Here is a 21,854-nt window from a genome sequence, read left to right as displayed (position 1 = left end):
CGCGCCGGGTCGCAAGCCGTGTGCGATGGCTAGCTGCGGCCGAGGCCAAGCTCGTCGTACAGGCGATCGACGCGCGTCTTCACGGCCGCGTCCATCTCGATCGCGCGGCCCCATTCGCGGTCCGTTTCGCCGGGCCACTTGTTGGTCGCGTCGAGCCCCATCTTCGAGCCGAGGCCCGCCACCGGCGACGCGAAATCGAGATAGTCGATCGGCGTGTTCTCGACGAGCACCGTGTCGCGCGCTGGGTCGATACGCGTGGTGATCGCCCAGATCACCTCCTTCCAGTCGCGGATATCGACGTCATCGTCGACCACCACGATGAACTTTGTATACATGAACTGGCGCAAGAAGCTCCACACGCCGAACATCACGCGCTTGGCGTGCCCGGCGTAGCTCTTCTTCATCTGCACGATCGCCATGCGGTAGCTGCATCCCTCGGGAGGCAGATAGAAGTCCGTGATCTCGGGAAACTGCTTTTGCAGGAGTGGCACGAACACTTCGTTCAGCGCCACGCCGAGCACCGCGGGCTCGTCGGGCGGTTTGCCCGTATAGGTCGAATGGTAGATGGCGTCGCGGCGCATGGTAATGCGCTCGACCGTGAACACGGGAAACCACTCCTGCTCGTTGTAGTAGCCCGTATGGTCGCCGTACGGGCCTTCGAGCGCGTGCTCGTAGGCGGCGCTCGCGCCCTTCGCGGGGCGCGGCGGTGCGCCGGCGGGCGCGGGGCTCGGCTCGCCCGCCTGCGGGTAGATGAAGCCTTCGAGCACGATCTCCGCGCGCGCGGGCACCTGGAGCGTGTCGACGCCGGGCGTCAGGCACTTCGCGAGCTCGGTGCGGCCGCCGCGCAGCAGGCCGGCGAACTGGTACTCCGACAGCGTGTCGGGCACGGGCGTGACGGCGCCGAGAATGGTGGCCGGATCGGCGCCCAGCACGACCGCCACGGGGTAGGGCTTGCCGGGATGCTTCAGCGCGAATTCGCGAAAATCGAGCGCGCCGCCGCGATGCGCGAGCCAGCGCATGATGAGCTTGTTGCGGCCGATGAGCTGCTGGCGGTAGATGCCAAGGTTTTGGCGGGTCTTGTTGGGGCCGCGCGTGACGGTCAGTCCCCAGGTGATGAGTGGACCGGCGTCGCCGGGCCAGCAGGTCTGGATGGGCAGCTTCGCGAGATCGACGTCGTTGCCTTCCCAGACGATCTCCTGGCAGGGCGGCGCGCTCACGGTTTTCGGCGCCATGTCCCAGACGGCCTTGGCGAGCGTGAAGAGCTTGCCGGCATCCCGCAGGCCGCGCGGCGGCTCCGGTTCCTTCAGCGCCGAGAGCAGGCGCCCCACGTCGCGCAGCGACTCCAGCGCGGCGCTATCGTCACCCTTGCCGCCGTCGTCGCTGCCGGGCGCGTCGATGCCCATGCCGAGCGCGACGCGCCGCGGCGTGCCGAACAGATTGCCGAGCACCGGGAACGCATGCGTCGAGCGGTTCTCAAAGAGTAGGGCCGGACCGCCCGCGCGCAGGACGCGGTCGCACAGTTCGGTCATTTCCAGCACGGGGGAGACGGCTTGCGGGACGCGGCGCAATTCGCCGAGCGTCTCCAGGCGACCAACGAAGTCGCGCAGGTCTTTGTATTTCATCGGGAGCCAGTCGTGGGCAACTCGGTGGACAACTCGGTAGCCTGCCCGCGTGGCCAACTTGAGGGCCGCATCGGGCGGCTGCGGGATCCGCGGCCGGCGCGAAAAGCCGGACGAAACGCGGTGTAACGATTGTCGATTTTACCTGTGTTGGCTGGCACACGCTGGCGGCTAATCCGCATAACCGCCGCAGACGTACTTGGCGCGCGGTTTCCAACGGAATGAACACCGTTCATCATTACAATTAGTTATAGTTTTGACATTCTATAGTATTGACGATCTATAAAACGCTGATAGAATCCGTCCACACTGGTTGCAGGGCTTGCAATTTTTAGCCACTTCCCGGTCCTTCAGACGCAACGCGTCGCCGTATAGCCGAATCCCTGCACGGCTTGTTCACGGTCTAGATTGGCTGTTCTCGCCAGCGCCTCTTTGCGCTGGCTGTTCGCGTGAGAACTCCGTGTGCGCACATCGCGTGCCTGGTCATACCAAAGGAGTTCCACACACGGCGTACTTGCCGTTTTCCCGACACCGCTGCCGCACCAGCCAGGGCGCGCGGTGTCTTGATCCTGCGATTGGCCGTCAGCCTCGCGCCGACCCCACCGCCGGATCATGCAACATGGGGAGATCTGTAGATGAATACCTGGTTATCGTGGTGGCGCGCCGACGAGCGTGTAGCTCTTGGCCTACGTGCGCTGCTGCGCCGTGGCACCCGCCTGAGTCATCACCTGTTTAGTATTGTTGGTGGTTGTGCCGTTCTGCTCGCGCTGGCCCTTTGGCTGTTGCCCACGTGGCGCGGCACGCTGGCCGCGCGCCTGATGCCGTTCGTCTCGGCGGCCGTTCAGGCCGGTCCGGCGCGTCTGCTGCAAGGCAACCCGCTGCCTTCGTTCACGCCTCCGGGCGTGACGACCAACGACGACAACGCCGACGGCGCGACGCTGCCTACAGCGCTCGTGCCCGAAGCGGGCAACGCCGGCGTTTCGCCGGCCGGCTCCAACGGCACCGTCGCCAAGGTCGCGACCTCGGTTTCGAACGGCGGCATCGCCACGCTCGACGCGGTCACGCTCAATGGCCTCGACCCGCGCACGCTACCGAGCGTCGGCTCGCTCGCCCGCATGATCCCGCCGCAACGCATCACCCCCGACGCCCGCGACGACCGCGTGCTCGTCTCGGCGCGCGAACAAGCGCTCGTCGCCACCTATCTGGCGCGCCGCTACCGCGTGGCGCAGGAACCCGTTGGCGAACTCGTGAAGGCGGCGTTCGACACTGGCCGCGAAGTGGGTCTCGATCCGCTGCTGCTGCTTGCCGTGATGGCGATCGAATCGGGCTTCAACCCGTATGCCGAGAGCGGTGTGGGGGCGCAGGGCCTGATGCAGGTCATGTCGAAGGTCCATTCCGACAAGTTCCGGTACTTCGGCGGCCAGAGCGCGGCGCTCGATCCGCTCGCCAATATCAAGGTCGGCGCACTGGTGCTGAAGGATTGCATCGCGCGTGGCGGTTCGCTGCCCGGCGGCCTGCGCCTCTATGTCGGTTCGACCTCGCCGGACGACGGCGGCTACGGCGCCAAGGTGATGGCCGAGCGCGGACGTCTGCGCGACGTGGCCCGCGGCCGCAACGTGCCGATCAACGCGCCGCAGGCGCCCGTCACCTCGACGGCCAGCACGTCCGCGCCGCAGAAGGTTGCAAGCATCAACGGCGACAAGCGCGTGCATGTGACGCTTGACGGCGCGCATGCGCTGGAAGACAAGGCGTCCGCTGCGAAGGGTGCGTCCGACCAGGACGACGCCAGCACGAGCACGACGGCCCAGAAGCACGGCTCGTCCGAGCTCGGCGCGTGATTGATGTGACGCGGTGATGTGATGCGTTGACGTGATGCACGCGTAGCGGCAAGCCCGCACGCAACAAAAAAGGCACCCTCGGGTGCCTTTTTCTTTGTCTGTTGCTCGGCCCGCGGCGATCAGCAGCGGCCGAAGAACGTATGCAGCCGGGTGACCGCTTCCTCCAGACGCTCGTACGCCGTCGCATACGACAGCCGCACGTATTGGCGCGGCGCGGCCACGCCGAAGTCCATGCCCGGCACCATCACCGTGCCCGCGTCGTGCAGCATCGCGCGGGTGAGCGCGTCGCTGTCGCCGGCGGCGGGGTGCGCGACGTTCGAGCAGTCGGCGTAGACATAGAACGCGCCGTCGGGCATCACGGGCACCGTGAAGCCGAGCGATTCGAGCGCGGGCGCAATGAAGTCGCGGCGGCGCTTGAATTCGAGGCGGCGCGCTTCGTAGATCTTCAGCGTGTCCGGCTCGAAGCACGCGAGCGCGGCGTGCTGGGCGAGCGCCGAAGCGCAGATGAACAGGTTCTGCGCGAGCTTCTCGAACGCGCCGACGAGCGAAGGCGGCACCACGAGCCAACCCAGACGCCAGCCGGTCATGTTGAAGTACTTCGAGAAACTGTTGACGGTCACCACGTCGTCACCGAACGAGAGCGCGGAGACGGGCGGCGCGTCGTACGACAGCCCCTGGTAGATTTCGTCCACGATCGTGAAGCCGCCGCGCGAGCGCACGCTCTGCACGATGCGCTTGAGTTCGTCGGGTTCGATCGAGGTGCCGGTGGGGTTCGACGGCGAGGCGAGCAGCACGCCGCGCGTGCGCGCCGTCCACAGGCGCTCGACATCGGCGGCGGTGAGCTGGAAGCGCGCCTCCGGGCCGCTCGGCACGAGCACCGGCTTGCCCTCCGCGGCGGCCACGAAGTGCCGGTTGCACGGGTAGCAGGGGTCGGGCATCAGCACTTCGTCGTCACGGTCGACAAGCGCCGTGCACGCGAGCAGGAGCGCCGCCGAGGCGCCCGCCGTCACGACGATGCGCGCCGGATCGACCGTGAGGCCGTACGCGTGCTGGTAGTGCGCGGCGATCGCTTCACGCAGCGCGTGAATGCCCAGCGCGCTCGTGTATTGCGTGACGCCGCTGCGCAGCGCGGCGGCCGCGGCCTCGACCACGGGCTCGGGCGCCGTGAAGTCCGGCTCGCCGATGCCCATGTGGATGATGTCGCGTCCGGCGCGCTCGAGCCTGGCGGCTTCCTTCGCCAGTTCCATGACGTAGAACGGCTGAATCTCGTCGACGCGCGCGGCAAGCCGCAGCAGCGGTTCGGCAACGGTGTTCATGCGGGTGTTTCCAGTACAGGCAGATCACGCGGCGCGCGGGGCGGGGCGCTGTGCTTCAGGGCGCCCGGTTGCCCCGGCGGCTCGCGCTATTACGACTTGCGGGCGTTTTGAGCTTCGGTGGCGCGCAGTTGCGCCGCGAGCTTGTCGAGCACGCCGTTCACATACTTGTAGCCATCCGAGCCGCCGAAGGTCTTCGTGAGCTCGACCGCTTCGTTGATCACGACGCGATACGGAATGTCGACGTGATGCTTGAACTCGTAGGTCGCGACGAGCAGCACCGCGCGTTCGACGGGCGAAAGCTGCTCGATCGGACGGTCGAGGCACGGCGTGATGGAGGCGGACAGTTCGTCCGACTCGCGAATGACGCCGTGCAGGATCGCGTCCAGATGCTCGTGATCGGCCTTGTCGTAGCCCTGCGAACCGCGCAGTTGCGCGTCGATCTCGCCGGCGGGCACACCCGACAGCAGCCACTGATACAACCCCTGCGTGGCCAGTTCGCGGGAGCGGCGGCGCGCGCTCTTCATTGCTGTTCCTCTTCGTCTTCCTCGTCTTCTTCATCGTCGTCGCCGCCGTCGAGCTGCTCCAACGCCACCGTCAGGTTCGCCATTTCCACGGCGACGCGCGCGGCGTCACGACCCTTTTCGGTCATGCGCGCCACGGCCTGTTCGTCGTTCTCGGTGGTGAGCACGGCGTTCGCGATAGGCACGTTGAAGTCGAGCGAGACACGCGAGATGCCCGAGCCGCTTTCGTTCGAGACGAGTTCGAAGTGATACGTCTCGCCGCGCACGACCGCGCCGAGCGCGATCAGGGCGTCGAACTGGCCGCTTTCGGCGAGCTTTTGCAGCGCGAGCGGGATTTCGAGCGCGCCCGGCACGGTGACGAGCAGCACGTCTTCGCCCGTCACGCCGAGGCGTTCGAGTTCTTCGATGCAGGCGTCGGCAAGGCCGTTGCAGACGGGTTCGTTAAAGCGCGACTGGACGATGCCGATGCGCAGTCCGTCGCCGTCGAGGTTCGGTTGGTATTGTCCGATTTCCATGTGGTGTCCGTAAGTTCGGTTGAGCGTGGTGACGCGTAAAAGGGGCGCGATGCGACTTCAGCCGCGCGACGACGTATGGTCAGCGGTTTCGGGCGCGCAGGGCGCTTGCGTGTCGCCGCCTGGCATCGGCACGAAGCCCGTGACTTCCAGGCCGTAGCCCGACATGCTGCCAAGACGGCGCGGCTTCGAGAGCACCTGCATGCGGCCCACGCCGAGTTCGCGCAGGATCTGCGCGCCGATGCCGTAGGTCTTGAAGTCCACGGGCCGGCGGGCGAGCGCCTCCGCGCGCTCTTTCTGGTCGAACGCCTTGAAGACGTCGATCAGGTGTTCCTTGGGTTCGCCGCAGTTGAGCATGACGATCACGCCCACGTCGCGCGAAGCGATCTCGCGCATGGCGGCGTCGAGCGTCCACGAGTGCGTGGACGAGCCCGTTTCGAGCAGGTCGAGCACCGAGAGCGGCTCGTGCACGCGCACGGGCGTGTCCTCGCCGGGCTTGGGCGTGCCGCGCACGAGCGCGATGTGCGGCGTGCGCGTGGGGTGGTCGACGTACATGACCGCGCGGAACGGGCCGTGCGCGGTATGCATGGTGCGCTCGGCCACGCGCTCGACGATCGACTCGGTGCGGCTGCGGTAGTGGATCAGGTCGGCGATGGTGCCGATCTTCAGGCCGTGCTCCTTGCCGAACTCGATGAGGTCGGGCAGGCGCGCCATCGTGCCGTCGTCCTTGATGACTTCGCAGATCACCGCGGCCGGCGTGAGGCCCGCGAGCGCCGTGAAGTCGCAGCCCGCTTCGGTATGGCCCGCGCGCACGAGCACGCCGCCTGGCTGCGCCATGATCGGGAACACGTGGCCCGGCTGCACGATGTGCTCGGCGCGCGCGTCGTGCGCGACGGCGGCCTGGATCGTGCGGGCGCGGTCGGCGGCGGAAATGCCGGTCGTCACGCCTTCCGCGGCTTCGATGCTGACCGTGAACGCGGTGCCGTACTGCGTGCCGTTGCGGTAAGTCATGAGCGGCAGGTTGAGCAGCTTGCAGCGCTCCTGGGTGAGCGTGAGGCAGATCAGGCCGCGGCCGTACTTCGCCATGAAGTTGATGGCTTCGGGCGTGACGAATTCCGCTGCAATGACGAGGTCGCCCTCGTTTTCCCGGTCTTCTTCGTCGACGAGGATGACCATCTTGCCGGCTTTGAGTTCGGCGATGATCTCAGGGGTGGAGGCGAGCGTCATGTTGGGATTCTGGCTGGAAAGCGCACATTTTACGCCACGCGGGCGGGCGCGTCGCCCAGAACGCGGGAGCGCGCAATGCCTTTTGATCGGTGGGCCTGTCTACCGGTGCGCCGGCGCGGCGGCGCGCGGTTGCCCGTGTTGGCCGAACGGCTGACTGGTGCGTGAATCGCACATATTCCACACTGGTAACGCTTGACGTTAATAACGTGAGACGTTACTATCCATGACGATTACTTCCTTTGCCTGCCGCGAGACTGCGGCGCTCTTTGCGGGGCGGCGCATTGCCCGCTTCATCGCCATTGAAACGGTCGCAATGCGCAAGCTTCAGCAGATCCATGCCGCCGCTACGCTCGCGTTCCTGAGGGCGCCGCCGGGCAACCGGCTGGAGAGCCTCAGCGGGGAGCTGGACGGCTGGTACAGCATCCGCATCAATGCGCAGTGGCGCATCTGCTTTCATTTCGCGGGCGACGAGGCATCGGACGTACGCATCGTGGACTATCACTGAGGAGCAAAATCATGGCACGTGAAGTACCGCTTGCCACACCGGGCGAGATCCTGAACGAAGAGTGGCTCAAGCCGATGGGCGTCAGCCAGTACGCGCTTGCCAAGGCCATTGGCGTGCCGCCTCGCCGTATCAACGAGATCGTGCTCGGCAAGCGCGCCATCACGGCGGATACGGCCGTGCGCCTCGCGGTTTATTTCGGCACCGACGCACGCAGCTGGATGGCGCTCCAGACGCATTACGACACCGAGATCGCGAACGAGGCGCTTGCCGAAGTGCTCGCGCGCATCAAGCCTCACCCGCGCGCCGTTCCCGCCTGAGCCTGCCTCGGGCGGGAGGGCGCGGCGGTTCAGCGCAGAATCACGTCGTCGGCGAGCCCCTTCGTCAACTCCAGCGCCTGGCGCTCGAACAGGCGCCGGTAGAGTCCGGCCTCGCGCCGCACGAGCGCGTCGTGCGTGCCTTCCTCCACCACGCGCCCGCGCTCCAGCACGAGCAACCGGTCGAGCGCGCGCACGGTGGAGAGCCGGTGCGCGATCACGACGGTCGTGCGGCCTTCCATCAGCCGCTCCATGGCCTGCTGGATCAGCACTTCGCTTTCGCTGTCGAGGCTCGAGGTCGCTTCGTCGAAGATCAGGATCGGCGCGTTCGCGAGGAACGCGCGCGCAATCGCCACGCGCTGGCGCTCGCCACCCGAGAGCTTCACGCCGCGCTCGCCAACCAGTGTGTCGTAGCCGTGCGGCAGCGCCGCGATGAAGTCGTGCGCGCTCGCGAGCTTCGCCGCGCGCTCGATTTCGGCATGCGTGGCGCCGGGCCGCGCGTAGGCGATGTTCTCCGCGAGCGAGCGGTGAAACAGCACGGGCTCCTGCTGCACGATGGCGATCTGCGAGCGCAGCGACGCCTGCTGCACGCGCGCGATGTCCTGGCCGTCAATCGTGATGCGGCCGTCCGAAATGTCGTACAGGCGCTGGATCAGCTTGACCAGCGTGGTCTTGCCGGACCCCGAGTGCCCGACGAGGCCCACGCGCTCGCCAGGCGCGATGCGCAGCGAGAGGTTTTCGTACAGTGCTCGATCTTGCGCGCCATAGCGGAACGTCATGTTCTCGAAACGGATGTCGCCCTGATCGATCACGATGGGCGGCGCGCCGGGCCGGTCGTCGATGCCGAGCGGCTCGGCGTCGAGCGTCACGAGTTCTTCCATGTCGTTGACGGAGCGTTGCAGGTTGCGCACGTGCATACCCACGTCGCGCAAATAGCCCTTGAGCAGGAAGAACAGCGTCAGCGCGAACGTGATGTCGCCCACGCTCGCAAGACCGCGTGCCCACAGCAGCAGCGCCGCGCCGAGGATGGCGGCCTGCATGCCCACGAGCAGCGCGCCCTGCACGCCGCCGTTGAGCGTGCCGCGCTGCCACGTGCGCCGTGTGCGGCTGTTCCACTTCGAGACGACGCGCGCAAGCCGCGCTTCCTCGCGCGCTTCCGCGCCGAAGGCCTTGACCACGGCGTTGCACGAGATGGCGTCGGCCAGCGCGCCGCCCATCTTCGTATCCCACTGGTTCGCGAGCCGCGCCGAGGGGGCGACGTAGAACAGCGAGAGCGAGACCGTGATGGCGAGATACAGCGCCGAGCCGACTCCGACCACGAGACCCATGACGTGCCACTGGAGCGCGAGCAGCAGCGTCGAGCCGACCAGCATCACGAGCGAGGGAAAGAGGGCGACGAGCAGCGTGTCGTTGAGCAGGTCGAGTGCCCACATGCCGCGCGTGACCTTGCGCACCGTCGAGCCCGCGAAGCTGTTGGCGTGCCAGTCGGTCGAGAAGCGCTGCACGCGGTGAAACGCCTGCGTGGCGATGTCGCTCATCATGCGCAGCGTGAGCACGATGATGTTGCGATACGCCGCCTGGCGCATGATCGTGCCCCCAAGCCCGAGCGCCGTGAGCGCCCAGAACGCGACGACGGCCGCGTGCCATGCGCTGCCGCTGGCGGCTGCGCCGTCGCGGGTGAGGGCGTCGACGAGCTGGCCCGCGTAATGCGGCGTGAGCACGTCGGCGAGCGCGCCGAGCAACGAGGCGAGCGCCACGGCCGTGACGCGTACCGGCTGGCGCGACCAGTGCCGGAAAGTGAAGCCGAGGACCTTGCGGAACGTTTGTCCGCCCGAGTCGGGTTTTTTGTTTGGCTCTGTCATGGACAGCGTGCTCCGGGCGCGACGCCCGAAGACTCTCCTGAATGAAGCGTTAAATGTTGAGGCCGAAAACGGAATTCGCGCGCCCGGGCAACCATTGCCGGACGGCTCGACCTCGAAAAACGCGGGAACAAACGCGGGAACTACAGAACGGCGACGGCGCGGCGCTGGAAAACAAGCCGCGCGGGACGCGCTATGGCTGTGCCGGAAGCGGGAGGGTTGCGTAGTGACACGCAACATGCAACATCACCCGGACCATCGGCATGGCGGCGCTCATGTCAATTGTTGCCAACTGTGCCTCCTTGTGCGATGCGGGTGAGGGGAACGCGGCGCGCCGTGTGGCGTTCGCGTGGGGAAAGGCTAGATTCTAGCAGCGCCCCGGCGCGCGTGCTTGCGCACGCACGGGGCTTGCCTTGCGCTGGCTCAGCGGCTTTTAGTCTTGCGCGGCCTGATTGGCTGCTTTCTCGGCGGAGAGCATGCGCTCCACGTAGCGCGCGATCAGATCGATCTCCAGATTCACCTTCGTGCCCGCCTGAAGATGCTTGAGCGTGGTGACTTCCACCGTGTGCGGAATCAGGTTGATCGAGAATTCGCAGCCGTCGGTGCGGTCATCCACCGAATTGACGGTCAGGCTCACGCCGTTCACCGTCACCGAGCCCTTGTAGGCAAGATAGCGGCCGATCTCGACGGGCGCGAGAATGCGCAGCTCGTGCGACTCGCCCACGGGCGCGAAGCGCGTGACCGTGCCGAGGCCGTCCACGTGGCCCGAAACGATGTGGCCGCCGAGGCGGTCGTGCGCGCGCAGCGCCTTTTCGAGGTTCACCTCGCCCGTTGCCGCAAGGCCCACGGTGCGGTTCAGGCTTTCGCGCGAAACGTCGACGTCGAAGCTCGTCGCCGACTTCTCGATGACGGTCATGCACGCGCCCTGGATCGCGATGCTGTCGCCGAGCTGCACGTCGTCGAGGCCGAGACCGCCCGCGTTGACGGTGAGGCGCACGCCGGCGTCGGCTTGCGTGCCGAGCGGCTTGATCGATTCGATGCGGCCCACTGCCGCGACGATTCCGGTAAACATCGTGCTGTTCCTTGTGTTCAGGTGCATCCGTGAGTGTCAGGCGTCTTGCGTCGTGACAACGCGCGCGAGGATGCGCAGGTCGTTGCCGAGACGATCGACGGAATGAAAAGCGAGGCGCGTGCGCCCTTCGAGCGTCGTGGGCGCGGCGATGTCGATCATGCCGAGCGCGTTCGTGCCGAGCAGCGAAGGCGCCACGTACACGAGCAGCTCATCGACGCAGCCTTCGCGCAGCAGCGACCCGTTGAGCTTGTAGCCGGCTTCCACGTGCAGCTCGTTCACGCCGCGCGCGGCCAGTTCGCCGAGCATGGCGGGCAGGTCGACCTTGCCGTGCTCGTTGCCGAGCGCGACGATCTCCGCGCCGCGCGCGCGCAGCGCTTCGGCGCGTTCTTCGTTGGCGGCGTCGAGCGCCGCGCAGAATACCAGCGTGGGCGCGCCCACGAAGATCTGCGCGAGCGGCGAGGCGTCGAGGCGGCTGTCGATCAGCACGCGCCTCGGCTGGCGCGGCGTGTCCACCGCGCGCACGGTCATGCGCGGGTCGTCCTCCTTCACCGTGCCGATGCCCGTGAGGATGGCCGAGGCGCGCGCGCGCCAGGCATGGCCGTCAGCGCGCGCGGCTTCCCCCGTGATCCACTGGCTTTCGCCCGAGGGCAGGCCCGTGCGGCCGTCGAGCGACGCCGCCACTTTCATGCGCACCCACGGGCGCTTGCGGGTCATGCGCGAAACGAAGCCGATATTGAGCTCGCGCGCCTCATGGGCGAGCAGCCCGCAGCGCACGTCGATGCCCGCGTCGCGCAGGATCGACAGCCCGCGCCCCGAGACGAGCGGATTCGGATCTTCCATGGCCGCGATCACGCGCGCGACTTTCGCGTCGATCAGTGCGTTCGCGCAAGGCGGCGTGCGGCCGAAGTGGCTGCACGGCTCGAGCGTCACATAGGCGGTCGCGCCGCGCAGATCGTGGCCGCGCGCGCGGGCGTCCTTCATCGCCTGGATTTCGGCGTGATCCTGGCCGGCCGGCTGCGTGAAGCCTTCGCCGATCACCACGCCGTCCTTCACCAGCACGCAGCCCACGCGCGGGTTCGGGTCCGTGGTGTAAAGGCCGCGCTGCGCGAGGGCGAGCGCACGCTCCATGTGAACGAAATCGGATTGCGAAAACATCGTTGAGCTTTCTCTTCGGCGGCGTTCGGGGTGGTGCGGGCGAGGCGGGGCGCGCCTCGCGTGCGCGGGTGTTTATTGACCGGCGGCGAAGGCGCGGCGTGCCGCGGCGATCGTCTCGTCGATGATCGCGTCGTCGTGCGTGCTCGACACGAAGCCGGCCTCGTAAGCCGAGGGCGCGAAATACACGCCCGCGTCCAGCATCTGATGGAAGAAGCGGTTGAAGTGCGCGATGTCGCTCTTCGTGACTTCGGCGAAGCTGCCCGGCACCTTGTCGGCGAAATAGAGGCCGAACATGCCGCCCACCGAATCGGCGACGAACGGCACCTTGGCTTCGCGCGCGGCTTCCGAGAGACCCTGGGCGAGACGCGCGGTTTTGGCCGTGAGCTGCTCGTAGAAGCCGGGCGCCTGGATCAGTTGCAGCGTCTTGAGGCCCGCCGCCACCGCGATCGGGTTGCCCGAGAGCGTGCCCGCCTGGTAGACGGTGCCGTTGGGCGCGAGGTGATCCATGATGTCGCGACGGCCGCCGAACGCCGCCGCCGGCATGCCGCCGCCGATCACTTTGCCCAGACACACGAGGTCGGCCTCGACGCCGTAGAGCGCCTGCGCGCCGCGCAGGCCCACGCGGAAGCCGCACATCACTTCGTCGAAAATCAGCACGCTGCCGTGCTTCGCGGTGAGGCTGCGCAATGCGCCGATGAACTCGGGCGTGGCCTTCACGAGATTCATGTTGCCCGCGACCGGCTCGACGATCACGGCGGCGATCTCGTCGCCGAACGCCTTGAACGCTTCTTCGAGCGCCGCGACGTTGTTGTATTCGAGCACCGTGGTGTGCTTGGCGATGTCCACCGGCACGCCCGCCGAAGTCGGGTTGCCGAACGTGAGCAGGCCCGAGCCGGCCTTCACGAGCAGGCTGTCGGCGTGGCCGTGGTAGCAGCCTTCGAACTTCACGATGCGGTCGCGCTTCGTGTAGCCGCGCGCGAGACGCAGCGCGCTCATGGTCGCTTCGGTGCCGCTCGACACCATGCGCACCTGCTCCATCGACGGCACGATCTTGCAGATTTCCTCGGCGATCTCGATCTCGGCCTCGGTCGGCGCGCCAAACGAGAAGCCATTGGCGAGCACGCGCTGCACGGCTTCGAGCACGTCCGGATGCACGTGGCCGACGATCATCGGGCCCCACGAGCCGATGTAGTCGATGTAGCGCTTGCCTTCGGCGTCCCAGAAGTACGGCCCTTGCGCGCGCTCGATGAAACGCGGCGTGCCGCCGACCGAGCGGAACGCGCGCACGGGCGAATTCACGCCGCCCGGAATGGTGCGCTGGGCGCGCTCGAAGAGGGCTTCGTTGCGGTTCTGCGTGCTGGACTGGGTGTTGGACATGAGTGCTGGACCTGCGAAAGTGGTGTGGCGGGTGCCGGGCGCGGCGCTTGACGGACGTGGCCGGCGGGCGGACCCATGCGGCGCCGCAAGGGCGCGGGCGATGGGGCTATTCTCTCGAAATTGTACCGGAGTCGCGCGGATCGGGCCGGGGGGCCAGGACCGGCCCAGCCGGGCTGAAACGCGCCGAGGCGCGTCGAGCCCGCGTCACGCGGCAGGGCGTCAACGCGCCGGTGAGCGACGCCTCGTGGTTCCCGGCGCGGGATGCGGCTTCGTGTCGCGCGCGGCCCCCGTAGCCGGATCGTCCGCCGCCGGTGGTGGCGCCGCCAGTTGCGCTTCGTGCAGCGCCTGCATGGCCGCGAGCGCCGGCGCGGGCATCGGCCGCCGGCCGGTCAATTCCGCCCAGCGCTTTTCGAGCGCGCCTTCCGCAATGGGCTTGATGACGGTGCCCGAACTCTGCGCGTCCCAGGTTTGCACCGAAAACGGATGAACCCGCAAGTCGTCGCGCGCGATCACGACTTGCTCGCCCGCGTCGGCAAGCCAGTCATAGACGAAGTCGATGCACAGCCGGTAGCCGCGCTTGTACGCGGCGTCGGGCACCTCATAGGGCGCGCGCGTGACATAGCCCGAGCCGAACAGGCCGCGCGGCTCGGCGGCCACCCGGTGCAGGAACACGCGATCGCCCGGCAGGATGCCGCGCGCGAAGCCGCAGCCCCACGTATCCGCGACGGCTTCCCCCGCGCGCACGCGCCGTGCGAACTCAGGCAACTCGGGCCAGGGCCACTTCTTGGGGCTCCAGATCAGCAGGAAGGCGGTCATGTCGGCGGGGTGCGGGTGGACGAAAGCGGGCAGCTTAGCGCAAAGCGCAGGAAAAGCCGCATGCGGGGCGGCGCAAGGCGGCCGATGGGCCTCAGGTACAATGCGGCGGCAGCGTTAGCGCTTTTTTCGCCGCTTTCTTGCCGCCTTCTTGCCTCTTTTCGCCTGCCCGATGCTGCCAGTTCGTCGCCAGTTCGCGGCCAGGGCGCAGAGGTGGCCCAGAGCACCGGCGCAGGAAAGCGGTCCATGACATTGAGATCGCGCCAACCGCGCGCGTTCCGCCGCCATCCACATCCATGTCCCATTCTCCGCGCCGCCGGCCCGATGGCCGGCTGATCCTGTTGCTCGGCGCACTGGCCGCCTGCGGCCCGCTCGCCACCGACATGTACCTGCCGAGCCTGCCGGCCATCGCGCAGTCGTTCGGCGTGAGCGCCGCCGCGGCCGCCTCGACGCTCACGAGCTTCATGGCCGGCTTCTCGATCGGCATGCTGCTCTACGGGCCCGTTTCCGACGCTTACGGGCGTCGCCCCGTGCTGCTCGGCGGCATCGCGCTCTTCACGGTGGCGAGCATCGCCTGCTGGTTCTCGTTCTCGGTGGGCGAACTCGTGATCGTGCGGTTTCTCCAGGCGCTCGGCGCGGGCGCGGCCTCGGTGCTCGCGCGGGCCATCGCGCGCGACGCGCACGAGCCGTCCGACGCCGCCAAAGTGTTGTCGATGGTCGCCATCGTCACGTCGATCGGGCCACTGCTCGCGCCGCTCATCGGCGGCCAGTTGCTGCTGATCGGCGGCTGGCGCGTGGTGTTCGTCGCGCTCACGTTGTTCGGCCTCGCGTGCGCCGTGGCCGCTTATCTGCGCGTGCCCGAGACCTGGCCGGCCGAAAAGCGCGAAAGCGCGGCCGTGCTGCGCTCGTTCGCGGCGTATGGCCGCCTGCTGCGCGACCCGCTCGTCTGGGGGCACATGCTCTGCGGCGGCATGGCGTTTGCCGCGATGTTCACCTATATCTCGGCCACGCCCTTCGTCTATATCGAGTATTTCCACGTTTCGCCGCAGCACTACGGGCTTTTCTTCGGCGTGAACGTGTTCGGCATCATGCTCGGCAATTTCCTCAACACGCGTTTCATCGGGCGCCAGGGCACCTTGCGCATGATTTCGTTTGCGTCGGCCGTCAGCGTCGTCGCGTCGTTCTTCGTCGCGCTCATGTGCGTGACGGGGTGGGGCGGTCTGTGGTCGATCGTGACGGGTCTTTTCTTCGTGGTGAGCGTGGTGGGGCTGCTCGGCGCGAACTGCGCGACCGATCTTATGTACCGCTATCCGAAGAACGCGGGTGCGGCGGCGGCCGTGTTCGGCGCGACGCAGCTTGGCCTCGGCGCGTTTGCGAGCGCTGTGGTGGGATGGTTCCCCGGCGTCTCGCCGTTCGGCATGGGCGTGACGATTGGCGTGTGCGGCGCGCTCACGTGGGTTGGGCGTGCGCTCGTGGTGAAGTGGCACGGCACGCCTGCGCCGGGCGCCACGCAAGCCGCAACGCCGTGAGCCGAACCAGTCGCTAAAGAAAAATGGGATGCCGAGGCATCCCATTTTTTTTGTCGCTCATTGTTCGTCGCTCACCACGCCGAATGAGCCGGCTTTCGCCTTCAGTCGCGCGCCGTGGATGACGCCCCGTGGCTCAGCCAGTCGAGCACGGCCGATGCGTCGTCGTCGGCATGCTCGCGCGCCTTGGCGACGGCGTTGCCCAGATCGGCGTCGGGCGAAGCGCGGCGAATCGCGACGCCCACCGCGAGGATGTCGATCATCAGCAGGTGCAGGATGCGCGAGATCATCGAAAGCTGCGACTCGCGCATCTCGATGTGATCGGTTTCGAGCGCCACGGTCGCGCGCTTGGCGAGCGGCGTGTTGCTCGACGTAATCGCGATCACCTTCGCGCCCGCCTGCATGGCGACGTCGAGCACGCGCAGCAGTTCCGGCGCGCGGCCCGATTTCGACACGGCCACGATCACGTCGCCCTTGCCGAGCAGCGCGGCGGAGGCGGCCTGCATGTACAGGTCGCCGTAGGCGATCGTCGGGATGCCGAAGCGAAAGAACTTGTAGTGCGCGTCCTGCGCGACGATGTGCGAGTTGCCGAGGCCATAGAACTCGATGCGGCGCGCGCCGTTGAGCAGCGTGATCGCATTCTCCACATGCTCGAAGTTCAGGTGCTCGCGCAGTTGCAGGATGGCCGACACGGTGTTGTCGAGCACCTTCGCGCCGAAGTCGGTGGCCGTGTCGCCCAGATGCACCTGGCTGTGGCTCACCGGAATCGTGCCCGTCAAGCCCGTGGCGAGCTTGAGCTTGAAGTCCGAGAGACCCTGGCAGCCGAGCGAGCGGCAGAAGCGGATGACCGTGGGCTGGCTCACGTCGGCCTTGCGCGCGATGTCGACGATCGGGTCGTTGATGATCGAGCGTGGATGGTTGAGCGCGAGGTCGGCCACGCGGCGCTCGGCGGGCGTGAGCGCGTCGCGCATCTGGCGGATGCGCTCGAACACGGCCGACGATCCACCGCCCGCGCGATTCGACAACTGCTCCTGGAGAATCGCGGAGACGCCGAGGAACGCCGGATACTCGGCCGTGATGACATAGGTCGGCACGTTGGCGAGATAGGTGTCGAAGCGGCCCTTCGCCTCGAAGCGCTGGCGAAACGACGAGCGCGTGAACAGTTCGCCCAGACGCGGCACGACGCCGCCACCGATATAGATGCCGCCGAGCGAGCCGAGCGTCATCGCGATGTTGCCCGCGAAGCTGCCGAGAATGCCGCAGAAGCATTCGACGGTTTCGATCGCGAGCGGCTCGCCCTCATGCGCGCGCTTGACGACTTCCGCCGTGTCGAGCGTCGCGGGCAGCTTCTTCTTGTCGCGCGCCGCGAGCGCGCGATAGATGACTTCGAGGCCGGGCCCGGCGCACACGCGCTCGAACGACACATGCGGCCACTTCTTGCGCGCGAACTGCAAGACGAGGTCTTCGCGTTCGTCCTGCGGCGAGAAGCTGGCGTGGCCGCCTTCGCTGCCGAGCGCGATCCAGCGGTCGTCGGCGGGAATGAGGCCCGAGACGCCGAGACCCGTGCCCGGCCCGAGCAGGCCGATCACGCTGTTCTGGCGGCGCTGGCCGCCGCCCACCTGCACGCGCTGCGCATCGGTCAGGCCGGGCAGCGCCATGGCGAGCGCGGTGAAGTCGTTCACGACCAGCAGCGTGTCGAAGCCGAGCGCGCGGCGCGTGGCCTCGATCGAGAAGGTCCAGTCGTGATTGGTCATGCGCACCTGGTCGCCGTCGACCGGATTCGCAATGGCGATCGCCGCATGATTCACGCGGCCGATCTTCGTGTCCTTCAGGTATTGCTGGATCACCTCTGCCACGCCCGGATACTGCGCGCACGGATACACGCGCACCTGGCCGATGTCGCCAGGCGAGGTTTCCAGCGCGAAGCGCGCGTTGGTTCCGCCGATGTCGGCGAGCAGCCTCGGTCCGTCGGCGTGCTGGCCCGCCCCAGGGGCGTTTTTATTAGGCGCACCAGTAGACATCGAGTCTCACTCCCTTGTCGTTCGCCAGCTTCGAGATGGCGTTGTTTTGTTCGGCCGCGGCGGCCTGTTGCAGCACTTCGAGCTTGCTTTGCCCGGCGATCAGCAGGAACAGGCGATCGACCTGGCGCAGCGCCTGCATCGACCACGAAACGCGCGCGTGGGGCGCCGCCTGCGGATGCACGGCCACGAACGGGCGCGCTGTCGTGATGGCCTCGTGCCATTCGGGCGCGTCGGCGAAGATCGAGGCCGTGTGGCCGTCCTCGCCCATGCCGAGCACGGCGACGTTCGGCAGCCTGCGCGCCGGGTCGGCGTTGAGCGCGGCCACGTGCGCGTCGAGATCCTGCGCGACATCCACGAGCGGCAGGAAGCGCGCGTTGGCCGCTTCGTGCGTGAGCAGCGTTTCGCGTGCGAGGCGCGCGTTGCTCGCGGCATCGGTGCCCGGCACCCAGCGGTCGTCGACCAGCGTGACGTCGATGTGCGCCCAGTCGAAGCGGTGCGTCGACAGGTTTTCGAGGAAGGGGCGCGGGCTCGTGCCGCCGGAGACGGCGAGCGTTGCACGGCGCGCCGCAGCACCGGGCGCGGCTTGCTGAGCGGCGAGCGACGCATGTAACGCGTCGCCCACGGCTCGCGCCAGCGCGTCGGATTGGACGCGCGGGTCGTCGAATACGTGAAGCTCGATCACTTCTCCTCCATGCTGCTTTCTTGTAGGTCTGCGGTGTAGTTCATCGGTCCGTTCCGGCGTCGCGCAAGCGCTGCGCGCCGCCTTGCAATCACATCAATTCTCTTCTTCGAGCCAGCAGGTGCCGTGCTGCGCGAGCATCGCGCTCGACGCCGCCGGTCCCCACGTGCCCGCCGCGTACGGCTTGGGCGCGCGCGGCGAGGCGGCCCATTCGTTCAGGATCGGCTCGACCCATTTCCATGCCGCTTCCTGCTCGTCGCGGCGCACGAACAGCGCGAGGCGCCCGTTGATCACGTCGAGCAAGAGACGCTGATACGCCTCCATCTGCCCTTCGCGGAAGAACTGGTCGAACGCGAGGTCCAGATGCACGCTCGCGAGATTCATGCCTTCGCCAGGCTGCTTCGCGAGGCAGTAAAGGCGGATGTTCTCGTTCGGCTGCAAGCGGATCACCAGGCGGTTCGCGCCCGGTCGCAGCGCCGGCGCGCCAAGCGCCGAATGCGGCACCGGGCGGAAGTTCACGACGATCTCCGCCACGCGGTCGGCAAGGCGCTTGCCGGTGCGCAGGAAGAACGGCACGCCCGCCCAGCGCCAGTTCTCGATCTCCACCTTGAGCGCCACGAAGGTCTCGGTGTGGCTGTCGGGCTTCACGCCGTGCTCGGTCGCGTAGGCCGGCACCGACTGCCCGCGGATCACGCCCGCATGGTACTGCCCGCGCACCGCGACCTTGCTGATGTCGAGCGGGTTGATCGGCTTGAGCGCGCGCAGCACACGAAGCTTTTCATCGCGCACCGAATCCGAGTCCATCGAATGCGGCGGTTCCATGGCGACGATCGAGAGGAGCTGCAACAGGTGATTCTGCACCATGTCGCGCAGCGCGCCAGTGTTGTCATAAAAATCTCCGCGCGCTTCCACGCCCAGTTCTTCGGCAATCGTGATCTGGATGCTTTCCACCCACTCGCGGCGCCACAGCGGCTCGAAGAGCGCGTTGCCAAAGCGCAGCGCGAGCAGGTTCTGCACCGGCTCCTTGCCGAGGTAGTGGTCGATCCGGTAGATCTGGCCTTCGGTGAAGATTTCGCCCACGGCGTCGTTGATCGCGTTGGACGACTTGAGGTCGTAGCCGAGCGGCTTTTCCAGCACGATGCGCGAGTTCTCATTCAGACCCACGGCCGCGAGCGCGCGGCAGATCGGCACGAACAGCGACGGGCCCGTGGCCAGATAGAACACACGGATGCCGGGCAGCGACGCGATGCCGTCGCGCAGGTGCGTGAAGTCCTCGGCGCGCGAGAGGTCGAGCTTCACATAAGCGATGCGTTCGAGAAAGCTTGCCCATGCGCTCGCGTCGAGACCGCCGTTCTTCGCGACGTGCGGCTTGACGTGTTCGTCGACCCACTGGATATAGGCCGCGCGATCTTCCTCGTGGCGCGCGACGCCCACGATCTTGCCCGACTCCGCGAGCATGCCTGAACGGTGTGCTTCATACAGCGCGGGGAGAATCTTGCGCATCGACAGGTCGCCGGTGGCGCCGAAGAGCACGAACGTGAAACCTGAATCGGTCGGGTTTTGCATGAGTCTCCGTCACTGTCCTGGGTGGCCGCAGCAGGGTACATCGGGTGCCCGCAGATGTGGGCATTCAGGCGGCCGTAGTCCGATAAAATTTTTTTTGACACTGAATTGTAGTTTAACTACAATCCAAATCAAGAGGTAACGTTCATTCGATGAAAAAAGCGTGCGGCGCAGCCACCAAGGCGGTCTTGCGCGGTTTCCCGAGCGGACGGAATGCCCCCATGTTAACGGAGAACAATGCGGGACCCTGTCCGGCTCGACACTGTGCCGGGCGACCGGTTCTCCGCGTGCTGCGGGGCGTCAAGGCCGTATGACGCAAGCGGCGCCTCGGCCGGCCTGACGGCTGGTGAAAATCAAAAGAGGAGACAGTCAGTTGCATCCCGAACCACTCATCTCTTGAGCGTCCTGCGGCCGGTAACCGGCACGCGGCCCTCGCGCATCCAACGAAAAGTACGCGCGTGTGGCACTCCGGCGCCCGTCCGTCCAGTGTTTTGCCTGTTTTGCCTGTGTAACCAACCACCGCACCCTGGCGATCAGGGGCCAATCGTTTTTTGTTCAGGTGTCTGGAGGAGATAAGCAATGAAATTCCGAGCGATCATGGGCGCCCTGTGCGCCGCAGGTCTGATGGGCGGCGTCGCCACGGCGCAAGCGGCCGAGTCTCTCGAGGTGCTGCACTGGTGGACGTCGGGCGGCGAGTCGAAGGCCGTCGGCGTGCTCAAGGACGACATGCAGAAGCAGGGCTACGTGTGGAAGGACTTTGCGGTCGCCGGTGGCGCGGGCGCGGCGGCCATGACCGCACTGAAGACCCAGGTGATCTCGGGCAACGCGCCGACGGCCGCCCAGATCAAGGGTCCGCTGATCCAGGAGTGGGCGGAGCAGGGCGTGCTGGTGCCGATCGACCCCGCCGCAACCGACTGGAAGGCCAACCTCCCGCCGCAGATCGACAAGATCATGCAGGCCGACGGCCACTACGTCGGCGCGCCGTTCTCGGTGCACCGCGTGAACTGGGTGTGGATCAACAAGGCAGCGCTCGACAAGGTGGGCGGCAAGCCGCCGACCACGTGGCCGGAATTCTTTGCGCTGGCTGACAAGCTCAAGGCTGCCGGCATCCAGCCGGTCGCCGCAGGCGGCCAGCCGTGGCAAGACCTGACGCTGTGGGAAGACGTGGTCCTCTCGCAAGGCGCGGACTTCTACAAGAAGGCGCTCGTCGACCTCGACCAGAAGACCCTCACGTCGCAGCAGATGGTCGGCGTGTTCGACACGGTCCGCAAGATCGAGTCGTACATGGATAACGGCCGCACGGGCCGCGACTGGAACCTCGCCACGGCCATGGTCATCAACGGCAAGGCCGGCATGCAGTTCATGGGCGACTGGGCCAAGGGCGAATTCGCGAACGCGAACAAGCAGCCGAACACGGATTACATCTGCGCGCCGGTGCCCGGCACGGCGAAGGCCTACACTTTTAACGTCGACTCGTTCGTGTTCTTCCAGCAGAAGGGCCAAAAGACGGCAACGCCTGGCCAGATCGCGCTGGCGAAGACGATCATGAGCCCGGCGTTCCAGGAGCAGTTCAGCCTGTACAAGGGTTCGATCCCGGTGCGTCTGGGCGTGGACATGAGCAAGTTCGACGAGTGCGGCAAGAAGTCGTACGCGGATGAGCAGGCCGCGATCAAGGCCGGCGGCTATGTGCCGTCGCTCGCGCACGGCATGGCTCAGGCCGATGCCACGGCGGGCGCCATCACCGACGTCGTGACGAAGTTCATGAACTCGAACCAGGATTCGAAGAGCGCGGTGGAAGCGCTCGCGAAGGCTGCGAAGACGAAGTAAGTCGGGCAGGTTGGTGAGGTAAGACGGGGTGCGCCACACGTGGCGCACCCCGGGCATGACGGTTCACCCTCTGAACCCCATCATCGTGCGAAAGCTGTTTTCGCACCGTT

At 67.0% G+C, this 21,854-nt stretch carries 18 protein-coding genes; 5 read left to right on the top strand and 13 right to left on the bottom strand.

Annotated features, from left to right (window positions below; all coding sequences use genetic code 11):
* Positions 1–29 precede the first annotated feature (29 nt).
* Positions 30–1,622, bottom strand: a complete 1,593-nt coding sequence (locus tag C7401_RS11300; protein ID WP_112171440.1) for a UbiD family decarboxylase — start codon at positions 1,620–1,622, stop codon at positions 30–32.
* A gap of 632 nt (positions 1,623–2,254) precedes the next feature.
* Here C7401_RS11300 and C7401_RS11295 point away from each other — a divergent pair.
* The gene (locus tag C7401_RS11295; RefSeq protein ID WP_112171439.1) at positions 2,255–3,457 is read left to right on the top strand and encodes a transglycosylase SLT domain-containing protein; all 1,203 of its coding nucleotides are present in this window, start codon (positions 2,255–2,257) and stop codon (positions 3,455–3,457) included.
* Positions 3,458–3,576: 119 nt separating this feature from the next.
* Here C7401_RS11295 and C7401_RS11290 read toward each other — a convergent pair whose 3' ends face one another.
* From C7401_RS11290 to ribBA, 4 genes are all read right to left on the bottom strand, one after another.
* Positions 3,577–4,773 (bottom strand): pyridoxal phosphate-dependent aminotransferase, encoded by a 1,197-nt coding sequence (locus C7401_RS11290; protein WP_112171438.1) that lies wholly within the window; start codon positions 4,771–4,773, stop codon positions 3,577–3,579.
* 89 nt (positions 4,774–4,862) lie between these two features.
* On the bottom strand, positions 4,863–5,297 hold the full coding sequence (gene nusB, locus C7401_RS11285; RefSeq protein ID WP_028205233.1) for a transcription antitermination factor NusB: 435 nt from the start codon (positions 5,295–5,297) through the stop codon (positions 4,863–4,865).
* Complete coding sequence (ribH, locus tag C7401_RS11280; protein WP_112171437.1) at positions 5,294–5,809, bottom strand: 6,7-dimethyl-8-ribityllumazine synthase; 516 nt, start codon at positions 5,807–5,809, stop codon at positions 5,294–5,296. Before ribH ends, nusB begins: the two co-directional genes overlap by 4 nt.
* Before the next feature lie 57 nt (positions 5,810–5,866).
* Positions 5,867–7,033, bottom strand: coding sequence for a bifunctional 3,4-dihydroxy-2-butanone-4-phosphate synthase/GTP cyclohydrolase II (ribBA, locus tag C7401_RS11275; RefSeq protein WP_112171436.1), 1,167 nt, complete (start codon positions 7,031–7,033; stop codon positions 5,867–5,869).
* Between the two features lie 223 nt (positions 7,034–7,256).
* Between ribBA and C7401_RS11270 the strand changes: the two genes are divergently transcribed.
* Positions 7,257–7,538, top strand: a complete 282-nt coding sequence (locus C7401_RS11270; protein ID WP_112171435.1) for a type II toxin-antitoxin system RelE/ParE family toxin — start codon at positions 7,257–7,259, stop codon at positions 7,536–7,538.
* An 11-nt stretch (positions 7,539–7,549) separates the two neighbouring features.
* Positions 7,550–7,855: a HigA family addiction module antitoxin gene (locus tag C7401_RS11265; protein WP_112171434.1), complete on the top strand. Its 306-nt coding sequence runs from the start codon at positions 7,550–7,552 to the stop codon at positions 7,853–7,855.
* 29 nt (positions 7,856–7,884) lie between these two features.
* Here C7401_RS11265 and C7401_RS11260 read toward each other — a convergent pair whose 3' ends face one another.
* From C7401_RS11260 to C7401_RS11240, 5 genes are all read right to left on the bottom strand, one after another.
* A complete protein-coding gene (locus tag C7401_RS11260) occupies positions 7,885–9,714 on the bottom strand; it encodes an ABC transporter ATP-binding protein (RefSeq protein ID WP_112171433.1) in 1,830 nt (609 codons plus the stop codon).
* Between the two features lie 430 nt (positions 9,715–10,144).
* Positions 10,145–10,783: a riboflavin synthase gene (locus tag C7401_RS11255; RefSeq protein WP_112171432.1), complete on the bottom strand. Its 639-nt coding sequence runs from the start codon at positions 10,781–10,783 to the stop codon at positions 10,145–10,147.
* Between the two features lie 36 nt (positions 10,784–10,819).
* A complete protein-coding gene (gene ribD, locus C7401_RS11250) occupies positions 10,820–11,938 on the bottom strand; it encodes a bifunctional diaminohydroxyphosphoribosylaminopyrimidine deaminase/5-amino-6-(5-phosphoribosylamino)uracil reductase RibD (protein ID WP_112171431.1) in 1,119 nt (372 codons plus the stop codon).
* A gap of 72 nt (positions 11,939–12,010) precedes the next feature.
* The gene (gene hemL, locus C7401_RS11245) at positions 12,011–13,315 is read right to left on the bottom strand and encodes a glutamate-1-semialdehyde 2,1-aminomutase (RefSeq protein ID WP_112171430.1); all 1,305 of its coding nucleotides are present in this window, start codon (positions 13,313–13,315) and stop codon (positions 12,011–12,013) included.
* Between the two features lie 219 nt (positions 13,316–13,534).
* Complete coding sequence (locus C7401_RS11240) at positions 13,535–14,131, bottom strand: hypothetical protein (protein WP_258396984.1); 597 nt, start codon at positions 14,129–14,131, stop codon at positions 13,535–13,537.
* Between the two features lie 293 nt (positions 14,132–14,424).
* On the opposite strand from C7401_RS11240, the gene C7401_RS11235 reads away from it, so the two are divergent.
* A complete protein-coding gene (locus C7401_RS11235; RefSeq protein WP_112171429.1) occupies positions 14,425–15,657 on the top strand; it encodes a Bcr/CflA family multidrug efflux MFS transporter in 1,233 nt (410 codons plus the stop codon).
* 101 nt (positions 15,658–15,758) lie between these two features.
* Here the strand turns inward: C7401_RS11235 and C7401_RS11230 are convergent, their stop codons facing one another.
* The 3 genes from C7401_RS11230 to zwf form a co-directional block, all read right to left on the bottom strand.
* Positions 15,759–17,675: a bifunctional transcriptional regulator/glucokinase gene (locus C7401_RS11230; protein ID WP_112171428.1), complete on the bottom strand. Its 1,917-nt coding sequence runs from the start codon at positions 17,673–17,675 to the stop codon at positions 15,759–15,761.
* Positions 17,656–18,357: a 6-phosphogluconolactonase gene (gene pgl, locus C7401_RS11225; protein WP_112171427.1), complete on the bottom strand. Its 702-nt coding sequence runs from the start codon at positions 18,355–18,357 to the stop codon at positions 17,656–17,658. The genes C7401_RS11230 and pgl overlap by 20 nt, the downstream gene beginning before the upstream one ends.
* A 93-nt stretch (positions 18,358–18,450) precedes the next feature.
* A complete protein-coding gene (gene zwf / locus C7401_RS11220; protein ID WP_112171426.1) occupies positions 18,451–19,920 on the bottom strand; it encodes a glucose-6-phosphate dehydrogenase in 1,470 nt (489 codons plus the stop codon).
* A gap of 576 nt (positions 19,921–20,496) precedes the next feature.
* Between zwf and C7401_RS11215 the strand changes: the two genes are divergently transcribed.
* Entirely contained in the window at positions 20,497–21,744 is a 1,248-nt protein-coding gene (locus tag C7401_RS11215; RefSeq protein WP_112171425.1) for an ABC transporter substrate-binding protein, read from the top strand.
* Positions 21,745–21,854: the final 110 nt, after the last annotated feature.

Origin of the sequence: Paraburkholderia unamae (assembly GCF_003268775.1) — a bacterium.
GTDB classification, from domain to species: domain Bacteria; phylum Pseudomonadota; class Gammaproteobacteria; order Burkholderiales; family Burkholderiaceae; genus Paraburkholderia; species Paraburkholderia unamae.
This window is presented reverse-complemented; position numbering and strand designations above follow the sequence as displayed.

Bases quoted from the DNA above. Each gene is read 5' to 3' on its own strand.
- C7401_RS11300 (WP_112171440.1), bottom strand. From the start codon at position 1,622: ATGAAATACAAAGACCTGCGCGACTTCGTTGGTCGCCTGGAGACGCTC.
- C7401_RS11295 (WP_112171439.1), top strand. From the start codon at position 2,255: ATGAATACCTGGTTATCGTGGTGGCGCGCCGACGAGCGTGTAGCTCTT.
- C7401_RS11290 (WP_112171438.1), bottom strand. From the start codon at position 4,773: ATGAACACCGTTGCCGAACCGCTGCTGCGGCTTGCCGCGCGCGTCGAC.
- nusB (WP_028205233.1), bottom strand. From the start codon at position 5,297: ATGAAGAGCGCGCGCCGCCGCTCCCGCGAACTGGCCACGCAGGGGTTG.
- ribH (WP_112171437.1), bottom strand. From the start codon at position 5,809: ATGGAAATCGGACAATACCAACCGAACCTCGACGGCGACGGACTGCGC.
- ribBA (WP_112171436.1), bottom strand. From the start codon at position 7,033: ATGACGCTCGCCTCCACCCCTGAGATCATCGCCGAACTCAAAGCCGGC.
- C7401_RS11270 (WP_112171435.1), top strand. From the start codon at position 7,257: ATGACGATTACTTCCTTTGCCTGCCGCGAGACTGCGGCGCTCTTTGCG.
- C7401_RS11265 (WP_112171434.1), top strand. From the start codon at position 7,550: ATGGCACGTGAAGTACCGCTTGCCACACCGGGCGAGATCCTGAACGAA.
- C7401_RS11260 (WP_112171433.1), bottom strand. From the start codon at position 9,714: ATGACAGAGCCAAACAAAAAACCCGACTCGGGCGGACAAACGTTCCGC.
- C7401_RS11255 (WP_112171432.1), bottom strand. From the start codon at position 10,783: ATGTTTACCGGAATCGTCGCGGCAGTGGGCCGCATCGAATCGATCAAG.
- ribD (WP_112171431.1), bottom strand. From the start codon at position 11,938: ATGTTTTCGCAATCCGATTTCGTTCACATGGAGCGTGCGCTCGCCCTC.
- hemL (WP_112171430.1), bottom strand. From the start codon at position 13,315: ATGTCCAACACCCAGTCCAGCACGCAGAACCGCAACGAAGCCCTCTTC.
- C7401_RS11240 (WP_258396984.1), bottom strand. From the start codon at position 14,131: ATGACCGCCTTCCTGCTGATCTGGAGCCCCAAGAAGTGGCCCTGGCCC.
- C7401_RS11235 (WP_112171429.1), top strand. From the start codon at position 14,425: ATGTCCCATTCTCCGCGCCGCCGGCCCGATGGCCGGCTGATCCTGTTG.
- C7401_RS11230 (WP_112171428.1), bottom strand. From the start codon at position 17,675: ATGTCTACTGGTGCGCCTAATAAAAACGCCCCTGGGGCGGGCCAGCAC.
- zwf (WP_112171426.1), bottom strand. From the start codon at position 19,920: ATGCAAAACCCGACCGATTCAGGTTTCACGTTCGTGCTCTTCGGCGCC.
- C7401_RS11215 (WP_112171425.1), top strand. From the start codon at position 20,497: ATGAAATTCCGAGCGATCATGGGCGCCCTGTGCGCCGCAGGTCTGATG.